Raw genomic sequence first — 20,364 nt, 5'->3', positions numbered from 1 at the left:
GAAAAGCATATAGGTAGAAATCCTAATTATCTTTTTTCCTTAGTTGGCGGATAAATTCTGTGACTTGCGGGAGTAATGCATGCTTGTCGTCATTATAGATGATATAATCGCATTTTTCTTTTTTTATTTCATCAGGCATCTGGCTATTGATGCGGCTTATGATTGCTTCGCGTGAAACCGTATCTCGTTCCAGTGCCCGGTGGATACGTGTTTCCAAGGGGGCATAAACCATAAGGGTTGCATCTACTATCCGGTCAAAACCGGATTCAAATAAAATAGCAGACTCTATAGCACATATGTCAGCCTGTTGCTGTTTCGCCCATTCCTGGAAGTGGCGGTTTACTTCAGGATGGATAATGCCGTTTACCTGTTTTAATTTTTCCTGGTCACTAAAAATATGAGAAGCTAATAAAGGTTTGTTCAGTCCCTCTTCCGTATATATTTCTATACCGAACAAGTCTGTAAGCCCTTTGCGGATTATAGGTGAATGAACAGTCAGAAGTTTGCTTTCCGTGTCAGCGATGTACACTGGTACTCCATTTAAGGCCAATAAAGAGGCGACAACGGATTTACCGCTTCCGATACCTCCGGTAATTCCTATTTTAATCATTTTAGTGTTGTACTTGCTCTAAGATAAATTCGATCGAATCGGGGATAATCGTTATTTCATCTACCCAGTCCGGTTTCTTTGTCAACTTTACGGCAAATTTGCCGGATGCGCTTTGGGATAAATCTCCGAATGGAATTTCCACGGCAAAATCATCAGTAGATAACTCTTTGAAACGTGAAAGAGGTACATAGCAACTGATTTTTGCAATCGAAGGGAAAGTCCGTATTGTATAATGAGGAGGTAAATCGGTACAAACAACCGGGATTTCCAATCTTTTTTCCGTGTATTCTTCAATCGGGATACGAATGGTGACATTGGACGGCTCAAAACTTGTACCATCGATCTTTTCCAATTGAAGGTTTTTTGAAATGGTTTTAGTGCCCCCTTTTATTGCAATAAATACGGTTCGTACCTCTTTCAAGGTATCGAGTACAATATCGCTGGCATATACGCTTATGCTACTTGGGGTAACTGTAATATCTCCTGAGACCTTGAAGCCAGCATCCGTTTGGATAGTACCGTTAAAAACAACCGGGATTTCTTTTTTTATCCGTTTGCTATAGGACACTTCTATATTCTGAGGTTCAAATCCTACCAGGGAAGTTGTAGCAATGAGCTGTTTCTTTATATCGCTTTCAATATCCTTTTTCCCGATAAGAAGACTTCCGCTTTTTGTCGCTTTGTCTTTTATGTCTGCTTCAATCGGGGCAAATGAACGTCCGAAAGTGTAATTTAGCAATACACTACCCTTATCTTTTACTTTCACCTTAATTATTTCAGGGGGTGTTTCCGTAAAAGAAATATCAGGAGGGACATTCTTATATTTGACCGGGATATCAATCTCTATTTCATACTCCTGTTGCAGGCTTTGCAATAACCAAAAGCCCAATGATAATAGTACAAAACAAAAGAAGATTAAGGCTTCTTTCCATTTCTGGCGGTGTAGAAAAGCCTTAATCTCCATCCGGACGGTCTTGAATGTTTCTTTTATTTGTCCAAGCCGTGACATTGATTTTGTTATTTACTTTTGTGGTTGAACGTCTTCCGCAGAAGCAAAAACTGAAGTTTTATCTACGCGGATACGTACGCCGTCAGAAATTTCAATTAACATATATGTATCTCCGATTTCTTTAATTTTACCGTAGATACCTCCGGAAGTGATAACTTTATCACCCGTTTTTAAAGCTTCGCGGGCTTTCTGAATTTCTTTTTGCTTCTTTTGCTGCGGGCGAATCATGAAAAAATAAAAAATCGCAACAATAACAACCATCATCAGAATACCTGACCATTGTTGACCTCCTGCAGCAGCCTGGAGTAGAATACTAAGTAAGCTCATACTACTATAATTATAATCATTAATAAGTTAATACCTCATTGATACTAGCACAAATGTAAGTATAATAATTAATCTTTGAGCAATAACTTTTCTTTTTTTAACTCGTTGACAACAGAATCCAAAATACCATTAATAAACGTACCGCTTTTAGGTGTACTGTAATATTTGGCAATATCAATAAATTCGTTTAATGTAACGCTGACAGGAATGCTGGGGAATGTCATAATTTCAGCCAGTGCGACTTGCATAATAATCAGGTCCATATTGGCAATACGTTCTGCTTCCCAGTTTTTCATGTGTTTGCTGATGCGTTCGCGGTAATCCACTCCTTTTAAAAGGGTCTGGCGGAATAGCTTGATGGCAAACGACTGGTCTTCCAGGTCTTTGAACATCGGAAGCAGCTTAAATTTAGCTCCCTCTTCTTCGTGAAACTGTTTAATGCTTTTCAGCACAAATGTTTCAACGATAGAAATATCATCATTCCAATAGATACTTTTATTTTGCAGGTAATCGTCGATTGCTTCATTTCCACAAATCAACTTCTTGAATACAGACCGCCAGAACTCTTTGTCTGTTTCGTAGGAATCATTCGGATTGTTCAGGTATTCGTCATACAATTCTGAAGATAAAATCAGGTCCAGTACCGTTTTTAGGAAATCTTCGTCATTGTCCCAGGAAAGACCTTGTTCCGATACATATTTCTGTAAGGCTTCGTTTTGTTCTACCTGGGCAGCAAAACGGTTTTCGATCAGACGTGTGTTCGGATTTAATTCGGCACTTGTCGGCATATACTTGTTCTTTTTGGCATCAAGTGTGCGTTTTTGCAAGTTTGTGATGTCGACAATAAGGAGAAGAAAATAGTGATATAAGTCATACGACTTCCTGAGACTGAAAAGCAATTCATTTTCCGCAACTTTGAGGTCGTTGTTTCCATTTTGATAGTAAGAATATACTATCTGTAAAACTTTAATGCGGATTAAAATTCGGTTGATCATCGTTTGAAGGAACTACTTGTTATAAATTTGGCTGCAAAGGTAGTTATTCTTTTTGTAAAACGCTTTGGCTTTGATTAAATTTATATGTGTTAGTTATTCTTTTATAATATTTTTCTCTATTTGTTGTATTTTACTGTGTGTACGTTATTGTTATTTAAAAAAAAATGCACATATTTGATGCAAGTTATGATAACAGGGTTGGATTTTAAGAAAATTTGCTATAATGGAAGAATCGGTGAAGAAAACGCAGGTTGAAGGTGGTGATAAAGAGATATTGTACTCAAAAGCCATTAAAGCAGGTAAAAGGATTTATTATCTGGATGTTAAAAGGAATCTTAAAGACGATCTGTTTTTAGCTATTACCGAAAGCAAAAAGGTACAGTCTAAGAACGGGATGCCGGTTTCTTTTGAAAAGCATAAGATTTTCCTGTATAAGGAGGACTTTGAAAAGTTTATGGAAGGGATGAGTGAAGTGATTAATTATATCAAGGAATGTAATTTAAAAAATGACATATCTGATAATCTTCCTGAAACAGATGAATCCCCGGAAGATAGTTCGGGTGAGATAAAGTTGGACATTAATTTTTAGTCTTATAACATTAAAAGAATAACGGGCTGCTTCAATATTGAAACAGCCCGTTATTTTTATAGGTGTCCTCTTTTAAAAGGAGGGGCCTATTTTTTGTTGCGGTTACAGCGGGTGGATTGCTTCTGTCGGACAAGCGTCTGCACAAGTTCCGCAATCTGTACACATTTCAGGGTCAATACTGTATTTGTCACCTTCTGAAATTGCTCCTACCGGACATTCGTCAATACAAGTACCGCAAGCGATACAATCGTCACTAATTACGTAAGCCATTTTTATTAACGTTTAAATTGATAACTATTAGTTTGTGCAAAAATAGGGTTTTCTTCGCATTAAAAAAATATCTCTCCTTTTATTTTCTGCAAAAAGCGGGATTTTTTACAATACATACGGGGCTTTATCGTTTACTATGGAAAAAAGGAAAATAGCTTGAAACGTTTTACATTTATTCTCTATTGTTTTTTATTGATTGTGCCGTTATATGTTACTGCACAAAGAAGTAATCATAAGAATTTGCCCTATGTGGACTACCGGTATTTTCATTTGGGATTTCATATAGGATGCCATATGCAAGATTTGGTATTGACCAATACAGGGGGCGCAACAGACGGGGAAATCTGGTTTGCAGAAGTTTCTTTTTATTCTCCGGGCTTTAGTGTCGGTTTGGTTAGTGATATGTATTTAAATCCTTCTTTCAACCTGCGTTTTATACCTACACTTCACTTTGGGAGTAAAAATATTTCTTTTGTTTGTAGGGAAGAAGGAAATAAAGTTTTTACTACAACCATCCGTTCCAATTATTTATCTTTTCCGTTAAATATTAAGTATAATGCTTTCAGGATAAAAAATTATCGTCCTTATTTGACCGGGGGAATTTATGGTGCTTTTGATATAGGGCGGAAAGAGGAAGATATTATTTTGCTGGCTAAGATGGATTGGGGAATAGAGCTGGGGTTTGGATGTGATGTTTATCTTCCCTTTTTCAAATTATGCCCTGAGATAAAATTGAATATAGGGTTTGCGGATTTGCTTATAAGAAAAGAAGGCCTACAAACAGATAAGGAACGGATTAAATATACCAATGCCTTATCCAAAGCAACTTCCCGGATGATAACTTTTACGTTTAATTTCGAATGAAAAGTTCTATATAAATATAGCAGGCGGGAACGGCAATCATTACACTGTCGAACCGGTCCAGCATACCTCCATGTCCTGGCAATATGTTTCCGGAGTCTTTAACTCCCAAGGTGCGTTTTAGGAGGGACTCTGCTAAGTCTCCCCAAGTGCCGAACAATACAACGATGGCAGCTAATCCTAACCATTGGCAATGGCTTATTTCCGGGAAATAATAAGCGAATACCAGTGATGAAGCCAAGGCGAATGTTAATCCTCCGAAGAATCCTTCCCATGACTTTTTAGGAGAAATCCGTTCAAATAATTTTCTTTTTCCAATCATAGAGCCGACAAGATAAGCTCCGGTGTCGTCCAACCAGACAAAGATAAATATTGCCATGACAAAGAGTGGAGTATATGCCATTGTGCCGGGAACAGCGCTGATAAAATTCAACATGGAAAAAGAACCGGCACAATATACTTGGGCAAATAGGGTAAATGCCCAGTTATTGATGGGATTGGGTGCTTTATAGTAAAGTTCTGCAATTATAGTGAACAGGATGAATAACAAATAAGGCAGGAATATTTTTCCGTCGGTCAATCCGTTTGCATATGTAAATGTGGCTATGAAAAGATAAATTCCTCCGATTACATTAATGGCTCGTTGTAATGTGGCATTTTCATAGTGTTTCATTAATCCGCAAAACTCCCAGATGGTAAGTCCTGTTATGATGCTGAATAATGCAAGAAAAGAATATGAATGGAAACATATGGCACCTGTAAGTACCGCAACAAATATAATACCGGTCAATGCCCGTATAATTAAATTTTTCAACGTTGTGCTATTTTTTATTGATTTATCTGGCTGCAAATATAGTTAATAAATTGATATATTATGTGCTATGTATTCAAAAAGCCCTATTGTTTGCTTAGGCCTCGGATGGAAAAAGAGGTTACTCTTTGTAGGGCAACCTCTTTCTTTATGAATTTTAAGTGATATGATTTATTCAGCATTTTCTGTCTTACTGTCATCTTTTGTTTCGACAGAAGTATCACCTGTGTTTTCCTCATTTTCTGAATGAGCTTCTGATTTTGAATGGTTCGCTTTTTCTTGAAGGCTCAGAATCTCTTCGGAACGGGAAATCCAGGCACGTTTACCAAAGATGTGTTCGACATCTTCCGAATAAATAACTTCACGTTCAAGCAAGACCTTGGCAAGCTGGCTGTGCCCTGCTGCATGTTCTTTCAAAATCCGTTTGGCACGTTCGTACTGTTCGTTTACAATGTGTTGCACTTCCCGGTCAATCAGGCGGGCGGTCTCTTCGCTGTAAGGCTTCGTGAAACCCCAGTCCTGACCGCTTGAATCGTAATAATTCAGGTTAGGCAGACTTTCGCTCATGCCGAAGTAAACAACCATAGCATACGCCTGCTTGGTTACACGTTCCAAGTCATTGGATGCTCCGGTTGATATTTTACCTAAAACCAGTTCTTCAGCGGCACGTCCGCCTAATGTTGCGCACATTTCGTCCAATAATTGTTCGCGAGTGGTAATCTGTCTTTCTTCCGGCAGATACCAGGCAGCCCCCAATGCTTTTCCTCTGGGGACAATTGTAACTTTAACCAGTGGATTTGCATGTTCAAGCAACCAACTTAATGTTGCATGTCCGGCTTCATGGTTGGCAATGCAGTTGCGTTCATCGGCTGTTGTTATTTTGGTTCGTTTTTCAAGACCTCCGACGATACGGTCTACCGCATTCATGAAATCTTCTTTTTGTACGAACTTCTTTCCGTTTCGGGCGGCAATCAATGCGGCTTCGTTACAAACATTTGCTATATCAGCTCCTGAAAAACCCGGAGTCTGGCGTGCCAGAAATTCAGCATCAACGCTTTCGTCTATTTTAATAGGGCGAAGGTGCACGCCGAATATCTCTTTTCGTTCGTTCAGGTCGGGCAATTCCACATGTATCTGACGGTCGAAACGTCCGGCACGTAACAGTGCCTTGTCCAGAATATCTGCGCGGTTGGTTGCAGCGAGGATGATGACGCCACTGTTTGAACCGAAACCGTCCATTTCCGTAAGTAGCTGGTTCAATGTGTTTTCCCGTTCATCATTACTGTTCATGTTAACGTTTTTGCCGCGAGCACGACCTACAGCATCGATTTCATCGATAAATACAATACAAGGTGCTTTTTCCTTTGCCTGCCGGAACAGGTCACGAACACGTGAAGCTCCTACGCCGACGAACATTTCGACAAAATCGGAACCGGATAAAGAGAAGAATGGAACGTTTGCTTCTCCTGCCACGGCTTTTGCCAATAACGTTTTACCTGTTCCCGGAGGACCTACAAGCAGGGCGCCTTTAGGAATTTTACCTCCAAGTTCGGTGTATTTTTCCGGGCTTTTAAGGAAAGCGACAATTTCTTCCACTTCCTGCTTGGCTTCGGAGAGCCCGGCAACATCTTTGAATGTAACTTTCCGGTCGTTATCTTTATCAAATAATTGGGCTTTTGCTTTTCCTACGCTGAATACACCGCCGGGACCTCCGCCACTACCGCCGGACATTCTTCTCATCAGGAATATCCAAACAACAATGATTAACAGGATAGGACCGAACGATACCAGAAAATTCCAGATCGCATCGTCTCCTTCCTCAAAGGAAACCTGGGTATCAATGTGATTATTGGCTACCGCTTTATCATAAAAATCGGAAAATTTATCAGCCGAAGGTATTTTGACAAAAATCTTCGGGTTGGTTCCCAGTGTTGTACTGTCTTTTTTGAATACTAATCCTTTGTATTCACTTTTTACACCTGCTTCAACCAGATTTTTTTTATTGTATACGACCATTTTGTCGAACACATTTTCCTGGGCAAGTTTTTGAAATTCAGTCCAGCCGATTTCTTTAGATGTCGAAGAATCGTTTGTCAGATATAATGCAACAAGCATCATAAAGATAATTCCATACATCCAATACAAATTAAACCGGAATATCTTTTGTTTGTTATTCTTCGGTGTTTTATTAAACATGTCGTTTTTATTTTCCATACTTGATTGCTCTCTACTGTTAATACCGGTTGTCAGTCGAGATCCGGTATTTGGGTCACTTTGGCATCGGACCAAAGATATTCCAAATTATAGAACTCACGTTTTTCCGGTACGAATATGTGCACAAGAACCGTGCCATAATCCATCCCTATCCATTCGGCACGTTGTGTACCATCTGTAGATAATGGCTTTTCTCCCGCATTTTTGCGGGCAAAATCCCATACTGAGTCAGAAAGTGCAGCGACCTGGGTGGGGGTATTCCCTTCACAAATTACCATATATTGGCAAATGGAACCTGGGAGTTGGGTTAAATCTACGGTTACAATATGCTTGCCTTTCTTTTCCTGAAGGCCTTCAATAATTGTTTTTACTAAAGTTTCTGTTTGATCCATCTAATTTTTATATTCAATAAAATCTATGAAGTTGCAAATATACTTTTAAATTTATTATGCGCATGATTTCTTGATATTAATATATGTATATCATCGCTATTTTGAAAACAACGGCATCCGGAAAATGTTTATCCTGCAAATTTTTTTTGAAAGATTGTTTGTACGTTTTGAAAAAGTGTATACCTTTGCACTCGCTAACAAGGAGGTTGGTAAACTTATTTTAAATTGTTCAATGGTGTAATGGTAGCACAACAGATTCTGGTCCTGTTAGTCCAGGTTCGAGCCCTGGTTGAACAACAAAAAAAGAAATAAGTGATTTTAATTAAACAATATTGTTCAATGGTGTAATGGTAGCACAACAGATTCTGGTCCTGTTAGTCCAAGTTCGAGCCTTGGTTGAACAACAAAAAAGTCCGTCATTCAGAAGAATGACGGACTTTTTTGTTATACGTTATGTTCTTAGGGCTTATTCATGCTCATACCGAAAATCTGAGGGATTAAAATAATAAATCGTATCTTAGCCTGAGTAAAAAAAGAAAAGCAATGAGTTACGATGAATTTCTTCGTTTTATCTTTCCAGATGGAATGTTCGATTATTTTGAGTTGTCAGATTTCCAAGAAAAGCCAGATCAGGTAGAAATATACTTTGAAGAGAAGAATATACATCCCACGGAATATACAACAGACAAATTAGAGAGCAAGGGTTTTTATGAACAAGTCAGGATGCACGATTATCCGATGCGTGGTCGTACTTGTTTATTGTTTATCAAGAAACGTCGCTGGTTCAATCACCGTACAGGTAAATATGTAAGCCGCAATTGGAAATTAGTGGCAGAAGGAACGCAAATAACGACAGAGTTTGCGTCTTTTTTAAAAGCATTGGATCGACTCTCGAGCTCTAAGCATTAGTCTTTTGGCGGATCATTACGGGATGGATGCTAAACAGTTGGAGTCGCAATACAAAAATCATCTGAGTCATTTTAAGAATTGGGAACAGCGTTCCCATGCCCAAGAGTGGATTCTCTTCGAGAAAAACATAGGGCCCTATGTCGGGCTGGACGAAACAGCTCTTTCTTCAGGAGAGTTGTATACAATCCTGATAAACAAAGATGCGAAAGGTAAAAAAGGTACCATCATCGCCATGGTTAAAGGTACATCCGCAGAAAAGGTTTCTCAAGTATTGCTCAAACTTTCCCGTCGCAGGCGTTTTCAGGTTCGTGAAATCACCTTGGACATGGCTCCCAATATGGCTCAGATAACCCGTGTTTGTTTTCCTGCCGCCAAACAGGTTATCGACCGTTTTCATGTTCAGAAGCTCGCTTTTGAAGCTGTACAGGAAATGCGTATAAAGGCACGATGGGAGGCATTGGATAAAGAAATGGTCGAGCTTACCTATGCAAAAACATCCGGTCAGCCCTTTGTCCCTGAAACATTTGAGAATGGGGACAGCCGCAAACAACTGTTGGCAAGAAGCCGGTACCTTTTATTCAAGAAAGATGAACTTTGGTCTGAGAGCCAAAGAAAAAGGGCCAGGATTCTTTTCCGGGAATATCCCGATATTAAGAAAGCCTATTACTTAAGCATGAGGCTGGGCTTGATATATCACCAGGTAAAATCGGCAGATATTGCCTTGACACGCCTGGCACATTGGTATGACGAGGTAGACAGATCCGGTTTTCTTTCTTTTGGAACTGTAGCCAGGACTATACAAGCACATTACTTAAATATTGTTGCCTTTTTTAGAAGACGATCAACCAATGCTGCAAGTGAATCCTTCAATGCTAAAATTAAAGCTTTCAGGGCACAACTCAGAGGGGTGAGGGATGTCACTTTTTTCTTATTCAGGCTTGCTAATATTTATGCTTAAAATTTAATCCCCTCAGGATTTCAGTATGAGCCCTTATTCATGCCTTTCTTTTTTTAATCGACCCGATGTTTTCCGGAAATCATCCCGATGAAATATACTTTTGATTTATATTAAGATTAAAAATGATAGTTGTTGAATTTAAAAATGATAGTTATTGAAATTATTTTTCATAATTGTCAAAACTATATTTTGTCGGTATGAAATTGGTGAAAAATGCCGTTGAATTAAAAAAAGCTCCTGATCGTATTTTTATATCGAGAGGAGCTTTTTTGAGTTTGTATTTTAAGGTGTTCACTTATTTATACTTTATCCATTTCAGCATCTCTTTGATATTCGGTTTTTTTCCATACATAAGGATGCCGATACGGTAAATTTTAGCTGATACCCAAACAATTAAAATTGCTGTAGCGAACAGTAAAACGAAAGACAGGACTATTTCCCATAGGGGAATATCGAATGGCATACGTACCATCATAACAATGGGTGAAGTAAATGGTATCATCGAACACCAGAATGCGAGCGGCCCATCCGGGTTGTTCATACTGTAGATACCGGCGTAAAGGCTGAATGCCATTAATAACATTATGGGTGTCATGAATTGTGAAGCATCTTCCTGCTGCTCCAAAGCACTTCCGATAGCTGCGAAAAGTGCCGCATATAATAAATAACCTCCAATAAAGTAGAGAACAAAAGAACTACCTATCATTCCGAAATTGATAGAATTGATGATGTCTTGTATGCCTGTGTTTATGGCGGGAGTATTCGTAACTGCATCTCCGATTCCTTGTGTAGCCATTTGGGCTGCCATAATATCTTCAGGTGAGGTGCTTCCTCCAAGGAAAAATAAACTGCCGGCAATGAGAATGGAGGTCAGTATCCCCCAGATAAATATTTGTGTCAGTCCTACAAATCCGATGCCGATGATTTTTCCCATCATTAAATCGAATGGTTTCACGGATGAAATCATGACTTCAATGATACGATTGTTTTTTTCTTCCATAACACCCTGCATCACCATATTACCATACATAATGATGAACATATAGATAATGAGAGTAAGGACCATGCCTAAAACAGATGCCACTTCTGCAGATGTGCTTTTCTCACTGCCATCGTTATCCCATTTGATTGTTTTGATATTAAAATCAATCTTGCTTTCCTCTATAATTTGTTTGAGATTGTCGATGTTATAGGATGCCAGTTTCTCATCTTTCAGGAAATCGGATAAAGTTCTGTCTATTGTATTTTTTAATCCCAGAGGAATTTGTTTGTCAGAGTAGAGAGTCGCAGCTGTTGGGGTTTTCAACAAATCATCGGTGATGTTCAGGAAGGCAAAAATTTCTTTATCCGGATTGTTTTTATAATCTTCCAGGCTCTTGCTTTCTTCTGTTATGAACTTATATTCTTCCGTACTTTTAAATAGAGGAGCATATTTGCCCGTTGTATCGAAAATGGCAATTTGTTTTGCATCGCTGCCTTTGATGGTGGATAACCATAAAGGGACGAAAACCAGTGCGGCAAATAAAAATGGAGTCAGAAGGGTTAATAGTAAGAAAGATTTTTTACTTACTCTGCGAAGATACTCTCTTTTTATGATTAGTCCTATCTTGTTCATATTTGTGTAGCGTTTGTACCGGATACGGTGTTAATAAATATATCATTCATGGATGGAATTTCTTCAACGAAAGAAATAATTTCGGTTTGTGCGGCTAATGTGGCTAATAAAGAAGAATTAGAAATGTTTTTTTCCTTATGTATTCTTAATTCGCTGACGCCGGCTTTATTTTTTTCCTCCAATATGGAAAACATTTCGGAAACAGGTTGGATATTGTTTGTTTCAGTTTGAGCCCGGATAATGAAATTATTCGTTTTAAAACGGTTTCTGACTTCTGTGACATTTCCTGACAATACGACTTGTGAGCGGTTGATTAAAGCAATATTGTCACAAATCTCTTCTACGGATGCCATGTTGTGTGTTGAAAATATAATTGTATGACCGGCTTCTTTCAATTCAAGTATTTCTTTTTTCAGGAGTTCTGCATTTACAGGGTCGAATCCACTGAACGGTTCATCAAAAATGAGTAGTTTAGGTTCATGGATAATGGTTGTAATAAATTGAATTTTTTGTTGCATGCCTTTTGACAGTTCTTCCAGTTTCTTGTTCCACCAAGGCATGATATCGAATTTTTCAAACCAAATAGTTAGGCGTTTGCGTGCATCGGCATATGAGAGGCCTTTCAATTGAGCCAGGTAAATAGCTTGTTCGCCGACTTTCATCTTTTTGTACAGTCCCCGTTCTTCCGGCAGGTAACCAATCTGGAAAATGTCTTCCGGTTGTGATTCGTGCCCGTTAAAATAGACTTTACCGCTATCGGGGGCAGTAATGCGGTTAATGATACGGATCAATGTGGTTTTTCCGGCTCCATTGGGTCCCAGTAATCCGAAAATCTGTCCTTCCGGAACTTGGATACTGACTCTGTTCAGTGCAAGATGGTTGGCGTATTGTTTGACTACATCTTCTGTTTCTAAAAAGTTCATAAGTATAAATTTGTCGTTACATTTTTAATATAATTCTTTCTCCCAGTTCTTTGCTCAACGCATTTTTTATTTCGTTCAGTTCAGTCAGTCTTTTCATTATTTCAAATATTCGAGTCATGTTTTCATCTTCATTTTTCTGCATCTCTTTCAGTAGACCCATTTGTTCCTTTATTTGGTGGGATACATAAGCATCTTTGAATGCATATATTCCGCGTAATACGATCTGATCCAGTTTATCTTCTTCCTGCTCCAACTCCCTGTATTTGGAGTGATATTTGCTAAGCTGGTATTTCTCACTGATAAGTTCGGCTGTCAGGCGGCTGACAGCCAGGTCGGGATGGGCGAGGAAATAACGGCTGGCAACAAAACCTTTATTCTTGCAATGTTCGGTAGCTTCCTCCATCATGTTTCTAAATAAAGGTGTATAAAAAGTTAAATCATCCCTTTCAAGCTCTTCACGGATATATTCGGCTACACGGATGATAACTTCTTCATTTGTCTCTTCATCTACAAATTGGAACAAGACCTGTTCTCCATAACGTACAATGTAACGTAACAAAATCAGTTCGTATACTTCATAGGGTGAACGCTTCGGTTTTGTTGATATGGGAGCTATCGGTGGTGGAGGCACAGGACCTGCTTCTTCTACCAGATATTCTTCCGGCGGAGGAGGCGGAATGTTATTGTCAGGTAGATTTGTGTAATCCGGTTCCTGATAAGTATCCTCCAGATAAGGCTGGTACCCGGATATTTCCGGATATTTCGGGGTGGATATGTTTGACGGAATAACAGAAGATGCAGGAGGTGCTTGTTTTTCTTTTTTATTCAGGATAATTTTATTGACTTCGTTCAATAACAATTTTTCGTCAATTTCCATCATGCCGCTGCATTCCCGTATATATAGTGAACGGGTAACATCATCCGGTATGATAGCAACAGTACGGATAATGTCTGCTATCAGAGCCGACCGTTTTACCGGGTCATCTCCCGCATCATCCAGAAGCAGGCGGGTTTTAAAACGGATAAAGTCCGCTTCATTCTTTTGAATGAACTCTGTGAACTGGCTGGCATTATGCTTGCGGGCAAATGAGTCCGGGTCCTCACCATCCGGCAGAAGAACCACTTTTACATTCATACCATCTTCCAGCAGCAGGTCTATACCTCGTAAAGCGGCTTTGATACCGGCAGCATCGCCGTCATAAAGAACTGTTATATTACTCGTGAAACGGTGTATCAGCCTGATTTGACCTTGGGTAAGAGCAGTCCCGGATGAGGCGACGACATTTTCTACACCAGCCTGGTGCATGGAAATAACATCCGTGTATCCTTCAACCAGGAAGCACCGGTCTGCTTTGACTATTGCCTGTTTGGCAAAAAATATACCATATAGTTCATTACTTTTATGATATATTTCACTTTCGGGAGAATTTACATATTTGGCTGTTTTTTCATCCTTTTTTAATATACGTCCGCCGAAAGCAACAACTTTTCCGCTAAGCGTATGAACAGGGAAGATAACACGTCCGCGAAAACGGTCGTTAACGTTACCATTATCATAAGAGATAATTAATCCCGTCTTTTCCAGGAAATCTTTCTTGTAACCGTTTTTAATCGCTTCTTTATACAGGGCATCCCGTTTGTCGAGGCTGTATCCCAATTGAAATTTTCGGATAGTGTCTTCCCTGAAACCTCGTTCCGCAAAGTAGCGGAGCCCTACGGCTTTTCCTTCTGCGTGTTCGTAAAGTTGGGTTGTGAAATATTTTTGTGCCCAACTGTTTACAATCAGCATACTTTCACGATCACTACGAATTTGTTTTTCCTTATCCGAAAGTTCCCGTTCCTGTATTTCAATATTGTATTTTTTTGCGAGGAAACGCAGGGCATCGAAGTAGGTAAGCTGTTCATGCTTCATTATAAAGTGAACAGCAGTTCCACCTTCTCCACATGCAAAACATTTACAGATATTCTTCGCTGGTGAAACATAAAAAGAAGGTGTTTTGTCTGTATGGAACGGACATAGTCCTACATAGTTTACTCCTCGTTTTCGCAGGGTAACGAATTCGGAAACAACATCTACTATATTAGCTGCATCCAGTATCCGGTCTATGGTAGGTTGATCAATCATTCAGGCTCTTGTTATATTAATGAGGCAAATGTAGTATTATTTTCCTAATCTGGCTCTAAGGTTTAGTTTAAGAACCGATACAAGTTTGTGGTTTTCTGTTAAATCAAAGACGCTGTTTGTTTAATCGGGGAATAGTAGTATTTTTGTAGAGGAGTTAGTGTTTTTGTCTATTGACGGTATATCCGTTATGTATTGTGTTTTTTAGAGTAATGTATTATGAAAACAAAAGAAAAAGACCAAGATGTGAAAAAAAACAGGTTCAATGAAAAACCGACGGTAGAAACCATAGAGATAGAATTGGATAGGGCTATCTTCGACGGATGTACTCCGGATTTTGAAGAAGGAGAAAAATGGTAGCCGATATGGGGTTAAACAGTAAGGAATACCTCTATACTGTAGCCGGACATTCTTTTAAAATTGTACTCGAAGGGGAAAATAACTTTTCTGATAATTTGTTTTTGTCATATAAACCATTCTTGAGCCAAGATAGTAATTCCGGCTTATTATTCTCCGTTTCAATGAAATTGGAGGATTTAAGGAATGTGGATTTGCATATAACGGAACATATCGGAATCTTTTCCGGCGACCATGGAACAATAAAAGTGTGTAGATATGAAGATGGATATCATTTTGAATGTTTCGTCCCAGGTAATGAAAAGAATGAAGAATTGTGTGCTATACTGCGGACTTCCATGGATTTTACGGAATCGAATGCGTTTATTACATCCTTTTCCCGTTATTCGGAATATGCTCTGACCAGTTGTTTAATGATGCTTTATGCCTTTACTTCATCCCGTTATCAGACTCTTTTGGTTCATGCTTCTGCTATTATGTATGAGAACCGGGGTTTTATTTTTTTAGGGAAAAGCGGTACGGGGAAAAGTACACACAGTCGTTTATGGTTGGATAATTTTGTCGGTACGGAACTGTTGAATGATGATAATCCTATCTTAAGGATCATAGATGGACAAGTATGGGTTTTTGGTTCTCCCTGGAGTGGAAAAAACCCTTGTTATAAGAATCAGAGTTTTCCTTTGGAGGCAATTGTCCGTTTGTGGCAAAGAACGGACAATTCAATAAAACCGCTTCGTCCGGTTGAAGCAATGGCTGCCTTATTACCAACCGCTTCTTGTTTGCCTTGTGTTGAAGAAATACAACAGAATGTGTTAGGAACGGTAGAAGCCATTATCGGAAAAACAGCTTTCTATGCTCTTTTTTGCAGGGCGGATAAAGCGGCAGCGATGCTTTGCCATAAAACGATTGTCCGATGAAACGGATTTGTGTGTCGAATGATGTTTTGTTGGGTGAAGTGGCATATCTTTTAAAAGCCGGAGGATCGGTTACTTTTCGTGTGAAAGGGAATAGTATGCGTCCGTTATTACATGGTGAAAAAGATAAGGTGATTTTAATTCCTCCGGTAGCCGTGAAACAAGGAGATCTGGTATTGGCTCGTTTACATGCCGGAAACTATGTATTGCACAGGATTATACAAATTCAAGGAGATAGGTTGACCTTGATGGGAGACGGTAATCTTATAGGAAAGGAATACTGTAATATGGATAATTTGGTAGGGAAAGTAGAAGCTGTTATAAAGAAGGACAAAACAATTTATTGTTCCGATTGGAAATGGAAAACAACTTCATTTTTATGGGTGAAACTTTTGCCTATCCGTCGTTACTTATTAAAAATAATCAGATGAAACAGATTAAAGGATTTGAATTGAGAAATATAGCCGGTGAACATGTGGTGGTTGCTACCGGTAAGGACAATATTGATTTTAGCCGTATAATTAGCATGAATGCAACTTCTGCCTGGTTATGGCAAGCTGTAGAGGGAATATCATTTGATGCCGGGATGCTTTGTGATTTGCTTACAACTCGTTATGATGTGGATATATCTGTAGCTTTAGCAGATGCGGAAGAGTTACTTGAACGCTGGTTGGCGGCAGGGATTATAACGAAAGACTGAGAATAGATAGATTAACCCTTAACATCTTCCGACTTTTTATAATGTTCGGGGGAATAGCTTCTTTGTGTATGATAGTATATGAACAATTTTTTGCCTTGCTTCGTGCTGGGCTCTATCCGGATTTGCATCTTGATCTGTATTTGTTTCCGGTAGGACATACGGATTGGAATACTTTATTCCGGTTGGCTAAACAACAAACTGTTACCGGCATTACTTTCGATGGGCTGTCCAAACTACCAGTGGAATACCAACCGGATGTTAAGTTAAAAATGCAATGGTATTCGTTTGTTGTGCGTATAGAGCAATCCAATGAGTTAGTAAATGACAGGCTTTGTTCTCTTTTCTCTCTATATAAAAGCCGTGGGTTAAATCCCGTTTTGCTCAAAGGGCAAGGGGTTGCCCAGAATTATCCTATTCCTTTGCATAGGCAGTGCGGGGATATAGATATTTATGTTGGTACTCAAGATTTTGACAAGGCAAATCGTATCGCACATGAATTGGATATCAGTGATTATGAAGGGGAAATAACGGAATATCACAGCCATTTTAAATGGCAGGGAGTTGACGTGGAAAATCATCGTATCCCTGCTGTATTGTTCGGACGGAAATTAATTCGGTCTTTTAATAAACATTTGAAAGAATGGTATCCCGGTCTTTCCCAAACGGCAGTTATCCATACATCGGATATAGCTGTTCCCCCTGCTGCTTTTGATGCTGTTTTTTTATTCCTGCATTTTTATACCCATTTTGTATTAAACGGAGTAGGCATACGCCAGGTTTGTGATTGGGTGATGTTGTTGCATAAGCATCGTCCTTTTGTTACGGATGTTCTTGGTTTTGATATGGAATGGCAAACGTTTGGATATATAGCAGTCCGTTATCTGGGCCTTCCGGAGAAAGAGATGCCTTATTATACAGATAAATACAGTGATAAAGCAAAAAGAGTGGTAGAAATTATTCTGAAAGATGGAAATTTTGGAAAGAATAATACTTCAGAGCTTTTAGACCGCCCTAAAGGGTATTGGAGTGGAAAATTGTTTTCGTTCAAATATGTATTGCTACGGTTGTGGAAAATGTTCCGGATTTTTCCAGTTTCGTCATTGCGGTACTTTTTCGGGTATAAATTAAAAACGTCAATAGGTATTATATTGAAGGATAAATTGTAATGATTAACTGGCTTTTATATAATACAATAGGGATACGTAGCCGGTTGGTTTTGCGTATAAGTACCGGTGTATTGCAAATTTTTGCATCCCTGGCGTTTGTGTGGGCTAGTAAAAGAGTTATCGATATTGCGACAGGCATACAGGATGGTGAATTGGGTAATGGCATTTTTCTGATGGTTATAGCCATTGCATTTGAAATTGGAGCCGGTAATTTAGGTTCCCGCATGGAAAAGCTTTTAACCCTAAATTTTCAAAATAAGCTTCGTTTTCGTTTGTTCCGGCATTTGTTAGTTGTGAAATGGGTGGGGAGGGATGTTTTTCATTCCGGTGATACAATGAACCGGTTAGAGCGTGATGTGAAAGATGTTGGTGATTTTGTTTCAATGTCTCTGCCATCCTTGATAATTACTACTGTACAGTTTTGTGCGTCTTTCTTCTATCTTTTTAGGCTAAATCACCATTTAGCCTGTGTGATGGTAGGCATAGTTCCATTTTTTTTGCTGATAAGTAAATTGTATGTGAAAAAGATGAAGCGGTTGACCCATGAAGTACGTTCTACGGAGGGAAATGTCCAGTCTTTTATTCAAGAGAATTTACAGAATAAATTAGTCGTCAAAACTTTGGGTATGGAATTTATTCAGACCGGACGATTATTGGATATACAGGCATTGTTGCGAAAACAAGTTGTACGGCAAACGAATTATTCCCTTTATTCCAGAGTTTTAATAAGTGCAGGTTTTGCCTGTGGTTATCTGACTGCTTTTGTATGGGGAGCAACCGGACTTTATTCGGGAACAATAACTTATGGAATGATGACGGCTTTTTTGCAATTAGTGGCTCAGGTACAGCGGCCTATCGTACAATTGGCCTCACTTGTGCCTATTTGTATTTCTGCATCGACTGCTGTCGAACGTTTGCGGGATTTGGAAAATCAGGAAGAGGAACCGATTGAATCCAAGGTGGAGATAGAAAATCCGGTTGGCATCCGGTTACAGGATATTTCTTTTGCTTATACTTCTGAAGGACGAAAAGTAATAAAAGAATTTAGTTTTGATTTTCATCCGGGTAGCCGTACAGCTATTTTGGGAGAAACGGGTGCAGGAAAAACAACATTGATACGTCTGTTATTGGGGTTGATTATTCCGGATAACGGGAATATTTATTTGTATGATAAAATCGGGAAGGTAGTTTCCGTATCATCTGCTACTCGTACTAATTTTGTTTATGTCCCGCAAGGTAATACTTTGTTGAGTGGAACTATCAGGGATAATTTATTACTGGGAAATCCGGATGCAGATGATGAACAATTAAAGGAAGTACTTCATATTGCTGTTGCAGATTTTGTTTTTGGTTTACCGGGTGGATTAGATACGCTTTGTGGAGAAAAGGGCAGTACTTTGTCGGAAGGCCAGGCCCAACGAATTGCGATTGCCCGTTCATTGTTGTCCAAAGGATCTGTTTATTTGCTGGATGAGGTTACTTCTGCTTTGGATAATGTAACGGAACAAATTTTATTGGAAAGATTTAATGCCTATAGTCGTGGAAAAACTTTACTGTTTATCACCCATAGGCAAGAAGTACTTGCTTATTGCGACCAAATATTGACAATGAATAAAGAATATTGAATCGTTTAATTTTATCTATTTTCTATAAATATTCTATCTTTGCACAAGATAAACGTAAAGCTATGATGATCAGAGTTTTTTTTATGTTGGCATTGTCTTTGATTTTTAACGCTTGTAATGGTCAACAGCAAGCAAAAACAACTCAGGAAAGCACGCCGGAACGTACTTTTGAAATGGTATCTGTTCCCAGTATGATAACAGAGCCGGAAAAACGTGCAGAATATCTTGCTAAACATTATTGGGATAAGTTCGATTTTAGAGATACGACTTTAACACACCTCCCCGAAGTAACCGAACAAGCATTGACTAATTTCATTGATATAATGAAATATGTATCACCGGAAGCTGCGTCAGTATCCATAAAGGGTATGATGGGGAAGGCAGAAGCTGATAGTACAATGTTTGCTTATTTCTCAAATTTGTACGAAAAATATTTGTATGATCCCAATTCTCCAATGAGAAATGAAGAGTTATATATCAGCGTGTTAGAAAAAATATTGGAATCACCTGTTCTGGATGAGGTGAATAAGATACGTCCTGCTCATTTGCTTGAATTGGCAAAGAAAAACAGGGTAGGGGAAAAGGCTATAAATTTTACTTATACAATGGCTGATGGGCAATCGGGGACATTATATAATGTAAAGGCTGATTATCTGTTATTGTTTTTTTATAATCCTGGATGTGAGGCATGTAAAGAAATTATAGAACAGTTGACAGCATCATCTCTTCTGGCAGATCTTTTCAAAAATAAAAAAATAAAGATATTAGCTGTTTATCCGGACGAAGATCTGGCAGCATGGAAAGATTATGTATCCCATATACCTTCAACCTGGATTAATTCATATGATAAGTCAATTAGTCTTAAGAATGATGAGGTTTATGATTTGAAGGCAATACCAACTCTTTATTTGTTGGATGCGGATAAAAAAGTTATTTTGAAAGATGCGACATTTAATCAAGTAGAAGAATTTTTACAATACAAACTTTACAAGTAAGA

Annotated in this window: 22 protein-coding genes and 1 tRNA gene; 12 read left to right on the top strand and 11 right to left on the bottom strand. The window is 38.7% G+C overall.

Going from position 1 to position 20,364, the window contains the following annotated elements:
* Positions 1–22: 22 nt before the first annotated feature.
* The 4 genes from coaE to nusB all read right to left on the bottom strand — a co-directional run bounded on the left by coaE (position 23) and on the right by nusB (position 2,941).
* Positions 23–610 (bottom strand): dephospho-CoA kinase, encoded by a 588-nt coding sequence (gene coaE, locus ACGE0T_RS15115; protein ID WP_459187444.1) that lies wholly within the window; start codon positions 608–610, stop codon positions 23–25.
* Between the two features lies 1 nt (position 611).
* The gene (locus ACGE0T_RS15110) at positions 612–1,619 is read right to left on the bottom strand and encodes a CdaR family protein (RefSeq protein ID WP_459187443.1); all 1,008 of its coding nucleotides are present in this window, start codon (positions 1,617–1,619) and stop codon (positions 612–614) included.
* Between the two features lie 12 nt (positions 1,620–1,631).
* Complete coding sequence (gene yajC, locus ACGE0T_RS15105; protein WP_459187442.1) at positions 1,632–1,946, bottom strand: preprotein translocase subunit YajC; 315 nt, start codon at positions 1,944–1,946, stop codon at positions 1,632–1,634.
* A 68-nt stretch (positions 1,947–2,014) separates the two neighbouring features.
* On the bottom strand, positions 2,015–2,941 hold the full coding sequence (gene nusB, locus ACGE0T_RS15100) for a transcription antitermination factor NusB (RefSeq protein WP_459187441.1): 927 nt from the start codon (positions 2,939–2,941) through the stop codon (positions 2,015–2,017).
* A 223-nt stretch (positions 2,942–3,164) separates the two neighbouring features.
* Here nusB and ACGE0T_RS15095 point away from each other — a divergent pair, with 223 nt between their 5' ends.
* Complete coding sequence (locus ACGE0T_RS15095; protein WP_459187440.1) at positions 3,165–3,530, top strand: DUF3276 family protein; 366 nt, start codon at positions 3,165–3,167, stop codon at positions 3,528–3,530.
* A gap of 102 nt (positions 3,531–3,632) precedes the next feature.
* Here the strand turns inward: ACGE0T_RS15095 and ACGE0T_RS15090 are convergent, their stop codons facing one another.
* A complete protein-coding gene (locus tag ACGE0T_RS15090) occupies positions 3,633–3,800 on the bottom strand; it encodes a DUF362 domain-containing protein (protein WP_459187439.1) in 168 nt (55 codons plus the stop codon).
* Positions 3,801–3,998: 198 nt separating this feature from the next.
* On the opposite strand from ACGE0T_RS15090, the gene porT reads away from it, so the two are divergent.
* Complete coding sequence (porT, locus tag ACGE0T_RS15085; protein WP_459190483.1) at positions 3,999–4,664, top strand: type IX secretion/gliding motility protein PorT/SprT; 666 nt, start codon at positions 3,999–4,001, stop codon at positions 4,662–4,664.
* Here the strand turns inward: porT and ACGE0T_RS15080 are convergent.
* The 3 genes from ACGE0T_RS15080 to rsfS form a co-directional block, all read right to left on the bottom strand.
* A complete protein-coding gene (locus ACGE0T_RS15080) occupies positions 4,651–5,475 on the bottom strand; it encodes a phosphatidate cytidylyltransferase (protein WP_459187438.1) in 825 nt (274 codons plus the stop codon). The genes porT and ACGE0T_RS15080 overlap by 14 nt on opposite strands.
* Positions 5,476–5,643: 168 nt before the next feature.
* Positions 5,644–7,686, bottom strand: coding sequence for an ATP-dependent zinc metalloprotease FtsH (ftsH, locus tag ACGE0T_RS15075; protein WP_459187437.1), 2,043 nt, complete (start codon positions 7,684–7,686; stop codon positions 5,644–5,646).
* 32 nt (positions 7,687–7,718) lie between these two features.
* Positions 7,719–8,078 (bottom strand): ribosome silencing factor, encoded by a 360-nt coding sequence (gene rsfS, locus ACGE0T_RS15070; RefSeq protein ID WP_459187436.1) that lies wholly within the window; start codon positions 8,076–8,078, stop codon positions 7,719–7,721.
* Positions 8,079–8,304: 226 nt separating this feature from the next.
* On the opposite strand from rsfS, the gene ACGE0T_RS15065 reads away from it, so the two are divergent.
* From ACGE0T_RS15065 to ACGE0T_RS15055, 3 genes are all read left to right on the top strand, one after another.
* A tRNA-Gln gene (locus ACGE0T_RS15065) sits at positions 8,305–8,375 on the top strand.
* 246 nt (positions 8,376–8,621) lie between these two features.
* Positions 8,622–8,987 carry an ISAon1 family transposase N-terminal region protein gene (locus ACGE0T_RS15060; RefSeq protein ID WP_459187435.1) on the top strand — a complete coding sequence of 122 codons (366 nt, stop codon included), beginning with the start codon at positions 8,622–8,624 and terminating at the stop codon, positions 8,985–8,987.
* A gap of 22 nt (positions 8,988–9,009) precedes the next feature.
* Positions 9,010–9,945: an ISAon1 family transposase gene (locus ACGE0T_RS15055; RefSeq protein ID WP_459187434.1), complete on the top strand. Its 936-nt coding sequence runs from the start codon at positions 9,010–9,012 to the stop codon at positions 9,943–9,945.
* 295 nt (positions 9,946–10,240) lie between these two features.
* On the opposite strand, the gene ACGE0T_RS15050 is transcribed toward ACGE0T_RS15055, so the two are convergent.
* The 3 genes from ACGE0T_RS15050 to dnaG are packed head-to-tail and all read right to left on the bottom strand — an operon-like array spanning position 10,241 to position 14,608.
* Complete coding sequence (locus tag ACGE0T_RS15050; protein WP_459187433.1) at positions 10,241–11,560, bottom strand: ABC transporter permease; 1,320 nt, start codon at positions 11,558–11,560, stop codon at positions 10,241–10,243.
* Positions 11,557–12,483 carry an ABC transporter ATP-binding protein gene (locus ACGE0T_RS15045; RefSeq protein WP_459187432.1) on the bottom strand — a complete coding sequence of 309 codons (927 nt, stop codon included), beginning with the start codon at positions 12,481–12,483 and terminating at the stop codon, positions 11,557–11,559. Before ACGE0T_RS15045 ends, ACGE0T_RS15050 begins: the two co-directional genes overlap by 4 nt.
* Before the next feature lie 16 nt (positions 12,484–12,499).
* On the bottom strand, positions 12,500–14,608 hold the full coding sequence (gene dnaG, locus ACGE0T_RS15040) for a DNA primase (RefSeq protein WP_459187431.1): 2,109 nt from the start codon (positions 14,606–14,608) through the stop codon (positions 12,500–12,502).
* 216 nt (positions 14,609–14,824) lie between these two features.
* Here dnaG and ACGE0T_RS15035 point away from each other — a divergent pair, with 216 nt between their 5' ends.
* The 7 genes from ACGE0T_RS15035 to ACGE0T_RS15005 all read left to right on the top strand — a co-directional run bounded on the left by ACGE0T_RS15035 (position 14,825) and on the right by ACGE0T_RS15005 (position 20,362).
* Positions 14,825–14,965, top strand: coding sequence for a hypothetical protein (locus ACGE0T_RS15035; protein ID WP_459187430.1), 141 nt, complete (start codon positions 14,825–14,827; stop codon positions 14,963–14,965).
* 5 nt (positions 14,966–14,970) lie between these two features.
* Entirely contained in the window at positions 14,971–15,879 is a 909-nt protein-coding gene (locus tag ACGE0T_RS15030) for a hypothetical protein (RefSeq protein WP_459187429.1), read from the top strand.
* Entirely contained in the window at positions 15,876–16,307 is a 432-nt protein-coding gene (locus tag ACGE0T_RS15025; RefSeq protein ID WP_459187428.1) for a S24/S26 family peptidase, read from the top strand. Before ACGE0T_RS15030 ends, ACGE0T_RS15025 begins: the two co-directional genes overlap by 4 nt.
* The gene (locus tag ACGE0T_RS15020; protein ID WP_459187427.1) at positions 16,304–16,576 is read left to right on the top strand and encodes a PqqD family protein; all 273 of its coding nucleotides are present in this window, start codon (positions 16,304–16,306) and stop codon (positions 16,574–16,576) included. The genes ACGE0T_RS15025 and ACGE0T_RS15020 overlap by 4 nt, the downstream gene beginning before the upstream one ends.
* 68 nt (positions 16,577–16,644) lie before the next feature.
* Entirely contained in the window at positions 16,645–17,742 is a 1,098-nt protein-coding gene (locus tag ACGE0T_RS15015) for a nucleotidyltransferase domain-containing protein (RefSeq protein ID WP_459187426.1), read from the top strand.
* Positions 17,742–19,367: an ABC transporter ATP-binding protein gene (locus ACGE0T_RS15010; protein WP_459187425.1), complete on the top strand. Its 1,626-nt coding sequence runs from the start codon at positions 17,742–17,744 to the stop codon at positions 19,365–19,367. The genes ACGE0T_RS15015 and ACGE0T_RS15010 overlap by 1 nt, the downstream gene beginning before the upstream one ends.
* A gap of 62 nt (positions 19,368–19,429) precedes the next feature.
* Positions 19,430–20,362, top strand: a complete 933-nt coding sequence (locus ACGE0T_RS15005; RefSeq protein WP_459190482.1) for a DUF5106 domain-containing protein — start codon at positions 19,430–19,432, stop codon at positions 20,360–20,362.
* Positions 20,363–20,364 lie beyond the last annotated feature (2 nt).

The organism is Parabacteroides sp. APC149_11_2_Y6, from assembly GCF_054506995.1.
The sequence above is the reverse complement of the archived record's forward strand: the minus strand, read 5'-3'. Positions and strand labels throughout refer to the sequence as shown.

Bases quoted from the DNA above. Each gene is read 5' to 3' on its own strand.
- coaE (WP_459187444.1), bottom strand. From the start codon at position 610: ATGATTAAAATAGGAATTACCGGAGGTATCGGAAGCGGTAAATCCGTT.
- ACGE0T_RS15110 (WP_459187443.1), bottom strand. From the start codon at position 1,619: ATGTCACGGCTTGGACAAATAAAAGAAACATTCAAGACCGTCCGGATG.
- yajC (WP_459187442.1), bottom strand. From the start codon at position 1,946: ATGAGCTTACTTAGTATTCTACTCCAGGCTGCTGCAGGAGGTCAACAA.
- nusB (WP_459187441.1), bottom strand. From the start codon at position 2,941: ATGATCAACCGAATTTTAATCCGCATTAAAGTTTTACAGATAGTATAT.
- ACGE0T_RS15095 (WP_459187440.1), top strand. From the start codon at position 3,165: ATGGAAGAATCGGTGAAGAAAACGCAGGTTGAAGGTGGTGATAAAGAG.
- ACGE0T_RS15090 (WP_459187439.1), bottom strand. From the start codon at position 3,800: ATGGCTTACGTAATTAGTGACGATTGTATCGCTTGCGGTACTTGTATT.
- ftsH (WP_459187437.1), bottom strand. From the start codon at position 7,686: ATGGAAAATAAAAACGACATGTTTAATAAAACACCGAAGAATAACAAA.
- rsfS (WP_459187436.1), bottom strand. From the start codon at position 8,078: ATGGATCAAACAGAAACTTTAGTAAAAACAATTATTGAAGGCCTTCAG.
- ACGE0T_RS15060 (WP_459187435.1), top strand. From the start codon at position 8,622: ATGAGTTACGATGAATTTCTTCGTTTTATCTTTCCAGATGGAATGTTC.
- ACGE0T_RS15055 (WP_459187434.1), top strand. From the start codon at position 9,010: ATGGATGCTAAACAGTTGGAGTCGCAATACAAAAATCATCTGAGTCAT.
- ACGE0T_RS15050 (WP_459187433.1), bottom strand. From the start codon at position 11,560: ATGAACAAGATAGGACTAATCATAAAAAGAGAGTATCTTCGCAGAGTA.
- ACGE0T_RS15045 (WP_459187432.1), bottom strand. From the start codon at position 12,483: ATGAACTTTTTAGAAACAGAAGATGTAGTCAAACAATACGCCAACCAT.
- dnaG (WP_459187431.1), bottom strand. From the start codon at position 14,608: ATGATTGATCAACCTACCATAGACCGGATACTGGATGCAGCTAATATA.
- ACGE0T_RS15035 (WP_459187430.1), top strand. From the start codon at position 14,825: ATGAAAACAAAAGAAAAAGACCAAGATGTGAAAAAAAACAGGTTCAAT.
- ACGE0T_RS15030 (WP_459187429.1), top strand. From the start codon at position 14,971: ATGGGGTTAAACAGTAAGGAATACCTCTATACTGTAGCCGGACATTCT.
- ACGE0T_RS15025 (WP_459187428.1), top strand. From the start codon at position 15,876: ATGAAACGGATTTGTGTGTCGAATGATGTTTTGTTGGGTGAAGTGGCA.
- ACGE0T_RS15020 (WP_459187427.1), top strand. From the start codon at position 16,304: ATGAAACAGATTAAAGGATTTGAATTGAGAAATATAGCCGGTGAACAT.
- ACGE0T_RS15015 (WP_459187426.1), top strand. From the start codon at position 16,645: ATGATAGTATATGAACAATTTTTTGCCTTGCTTCGTGCTGGGCTCTAT.
- ACGE0T_RS15010 (WP_459187425.1), top strand. From the start codon at position 17,742: ATGATTAACTGGCTTTTATATAATACAATAGGGATACGTAGCCGGTTG.
- ACGE0T_RS15005 (WP_459190482.1), top strand. From the start codon at position 19,430: ATGATGATCAGAGTTTTTTTTATGTTGGCATTGTCTTTGATTTTTAAC.